This is a genomic window from Terrisporobacter petrolearius, assembly GCF_020748185.1.
Lineage (GTDB): Bacteria > Bacillota > Clostridia > Peptostreptococcales > Peptostreptococcaceae > Terrisporobacter > Terrisporobacter petrolearius.
Map to the genome: position 1 here is coordinate 1 of NZ_JAHZMO010000086.1, position 3,642 is coordinate 3,642.

The following is a 3,642-nucleotide window of genomic DNA, read 5'->3' on the forward strand; positions in this document are numbered from 1 at the left end:
TTCTAACCATAGTATCATACCTCATCTTTTTAAGTTCCTTTCCTTAATGGTATCACACTCTATAATCAAAAAAGTGCATAAGCTGACAACAATCTTGTCAACTTACACACTTTATTTTACATTCCCACATTTTTGTTACCACCTTCAAAATTTTATCTTCCACTTAACCAAATGTTAAAATCAACATTTAAGAAATCATTTATTTCTTTTGATAAATTTTTAGATAAATTAGAAACTCTACCTTGAGAAACTATTTGAGGATTTATATATCTTTTTTTAGCAGGGATATTAACCCAGTATCCGTATTCAGGTTTTTCTTTGCTAGTAAATATTTGAGAAAGCTTTGTGAAATTCTTCCACATAGACTTTAATTCTTCATCTTTTTTTAACTTAGAAATAACCTGATCTTCTACAGTATATAAATCCTTCATACTTATAACTCTTTTGTTAACTGCTAATTTTAACAAATCAGCTAAGTATTGCATGGCAAATCTATCTACATTAGAACTATACACTTTAGAGTTTTCAATGGATACACATGTAAACTCTATAGCCTTATCTAAAGTGCTAAATGAAATTTCACTTTGTCCAAATTCGTTTATACTTACTACTAAATCTTCATACATATCTCTTATTTCTTCCATAGATTTAAAACCATAGTAAAAAGCATTACCTAAAGTGTACTCCAGTCTATCTGCAGAAAGAAGAGGAGAATCGTTATCTGCAATAGGATACATATGATAGTCATAAACGTCTTTAGTGCTTAAATTATATTTTTTTAATATTTCTTGTATTTCCATAGAATTTGCTATAATTTCTTCTGTTTTTTCTTCTGTAGATTCTTGAGTTTCATGATCTCCATTTAAAAAGTCAATTACATGAGCAAATACAGGAGAGCTAATATCATGTAAGAGACCTGCAATAGATTGTTTTATATCTTTTGTAAAGTGCCAAATTATAAGGCCAACTCCGATACTATGCTCATATCTAGTATAATTTTTACCCTTAGAAAATATGGGGAAACTAGTGTATTCACATCCGCAGTTCATACCCACATTACTGAGTCTTTTAAACTCAGGTGTATTTGTTAATTCCTTTATAAAATCAGGAAAATCTTTATTATATATATCAATTAAATTCAAATCAATGCCTCCTTTAAACTTCTAATAAGAACTTATTATATAACAGAGTATATATAGTTGCAATTTAAAAAAATATAAATAAGTTAAAACCTTTTATGAAATATAAAGGTCTAATAAATAAAGAGTAAAATAATAGAGGTATAATTAAATAATTTACGAGGGGAGAATGGTGATTATGATTAAAAATAAAAAATTAAGTAGGTTGGTATTTATTATCATGATGATTATGGCAGTATTTGTATTAAATGGTTGTAGCAATAAGGACGAAATAAAAAATACTGTAAAGAACTATAACAAGTTGTTAAATGAAAAAAATTATGGGGAATTATACGAAACTTTAACTACAGAGTCTAAAAACTACATAAAAGAAGAGTTTGGTGGAAAAGAAGAATTTGTAAAAAAATACTCAGCAATTTATTCTGCTATGAATGTAAGTAACATAAAAATAGATGTGGGAGATATTAAAAGCAAATCAGAAATACCTATTAGGGTTTCTATGAATACTATTGGAGGAAAACTAAAATATGATGATGCAACAATTAAACTAAAAAAAGAAGATAACAAATATAAAATAAGTTGGGATGAAAGCTTAATTCTACCAGAGATGATTAAAAAAGATAGGATAAAAGTTGAAGTAATTAAGGGGAATAGAGGTAAAATACTAGATAGAGATGGGAATTTGCTAGCATATAATGGAGAAGCTAGTTATGTGAATATAGACAGCAAAGTATTCAAAAAAGAGAGTATAAAAGATTTGTCCAAAGTACTTGATATAAGTGAAGAGTACATTGAGAAGAAAATTGAAAGTAACAGTAATCCAAAATACGCCGTAAATATTGTAAAGCTTTCAAACTATGAACATGATAAGTTAGATAAGGTTTCAAAAATAGAAGGAACAACTATACAGCAAGTAACATCTAGGGTTTATATAAAAGGTGAGGCCTTTGGGAGCCTTCTTGGATATATAGGTAATGTAACAGCAGAAGAGTTGGAGAAAAAATCAGATAAAAACTACACAAGTAGTAGTCAAATAGGCAAAAATGGATTGGAACAGGTTTATGAAGACAAATTAAAAGCTACAGACGGAGCTCATATATATATTGAAAGAGAAGACAGTGATTTAACAGTGGCAAAAACAAAAGCCAGAGATGGAGATGATATAAAGTTAGCAATAGATTCTAAGCTGCAAAGAAAAATATATGATGAGATGGATAAAGAAAAAGGAGCATCCATAGCTATGAATTCAACTAATGGAGAAGTGTTGGCCATGGTTAGCTCACCTTCTTATGACTCTAACACTATGGTAACTTACAAAACTAAGTCAATAGCAAAAGAGTGGGAAGAAAATAAAAATGCATGTTTTGATAATAGAACAAACAATTTATACTCACCAGGTTCTACTATGAAACTTCTAACAGCATCTATCGGATTGGAAAATAACATAATAAACCCAAGTGAAAAAATGAAAATAGAAGGACTAAATTGGCAAAAATCATCTTTTTGGGGAAATTATAAAGTTACTAGAGTAAAAGATATAGATTCTGTGAATTTATATGATGCTGTTGTAAACTCTGACAATATTTATTTTGCAGATAAGTCTATTAAAGTAGGTAGTGAGAAATTTATAGAAGGAGCCAAAAAGTTTGGTTTAGGATCAGATATAAACTTTGAATATCCTATGACAAAATCTCAAATTTCAAATAGTGGTAAAATAGAAAATGAAATTTTATTGGGAGATACAGGCTACGGTCAAGGAGAAGTTCTAACAACTCCTTTGCAAGTAACTATGGCTTATTCAGCTTTAGCAAATGAAGGTGAAATTATGACTCCAAGGCTTGTAATGAGCGAAAATAAGGAAGAAAAAGTATACAATAAAGCAATAAGAAAAGAAGATTTAAAAGAACTACAAAAGGACTTTTCTGGCGTTATAGAAGATCCCAGTGGAAGTGGACACTTATGTAAAATAAATGGAATTAACTTGGCAGGCAAAACAGGAACGGCAGAAATAAAATCCACTAAAGAAGACAAAGATGGAAATGAAAATAGTTGGTTTGTTGCAGTTGATCTGGACGAATCTAAGTTAGCCATATCCATGGTTATGGAAGATATGAAAGACAAATCTACATCTAAATATTTAGTGCCTAAAGTTAAAAATATAATGAATAGCTATATTTTACAAGATTAATAATAAAAAAGTCAACTTTTATAAGTTGGCTTTTTTATTATTGATACTTTAAAGGGGTTTGTCAATAAAAGTGTGTAAGTAGTTTTTATTTTATAAGTCGAGAATGTCTATAGATTTGTGTAATAATTTTGTTTTGTAATTTATATTACTGGAAATTCAAAATTCCAGTAATATTTTTTTATTTCTAGGAAATACTAATACTAGCATTCTTTTCACAATTATTATGTGTTTAATTTAGTTGTTTATACACTAAATTTCCCATAGTTTCAAAAAAATATATGATTTATATTGTGTAAGAGCTAGGGATTCTATCTC

Annotated in this window: 2 protein-coding genes; one reads left to right on the forward strand and one right to left on the reverse strand. The window is 28.6% G+C overall.

The annotated features are described in order from the left end of the window. Positions 1-152 precede the first annotated feature (152 nt). On the reverse strand, positions 153-1,142 hold the full coding sequence (locus K0040_RS19610; RefSeq protein WP_228110394.1) for an HD domain-containing protein: 990 nt from the start codon (positions 1,140-1,142) through the stop codon (positions 153-155). A 175-nt stretch (positions 1,143-1,317) separates the two neighbouring features. On the opposite strand from K0040_RS19610, the gene K0040_RS19615 reads away from it, so the two are divergent. Continuing rightward, on the forward strand, positions 1,318-3,327 hold the full coding sequence (locus K0040_RS19615) for a penicillin-binding transpeptidase domain-containing protein (protein ID WP_228110395.1): 2,010 nt from the start codon (positions 1,318-1,320) through the stop codon (positions 3,325-3,327). The last annotated feature ends 315 nt before the right edge of the window (positions 3,328-3,642 follow it).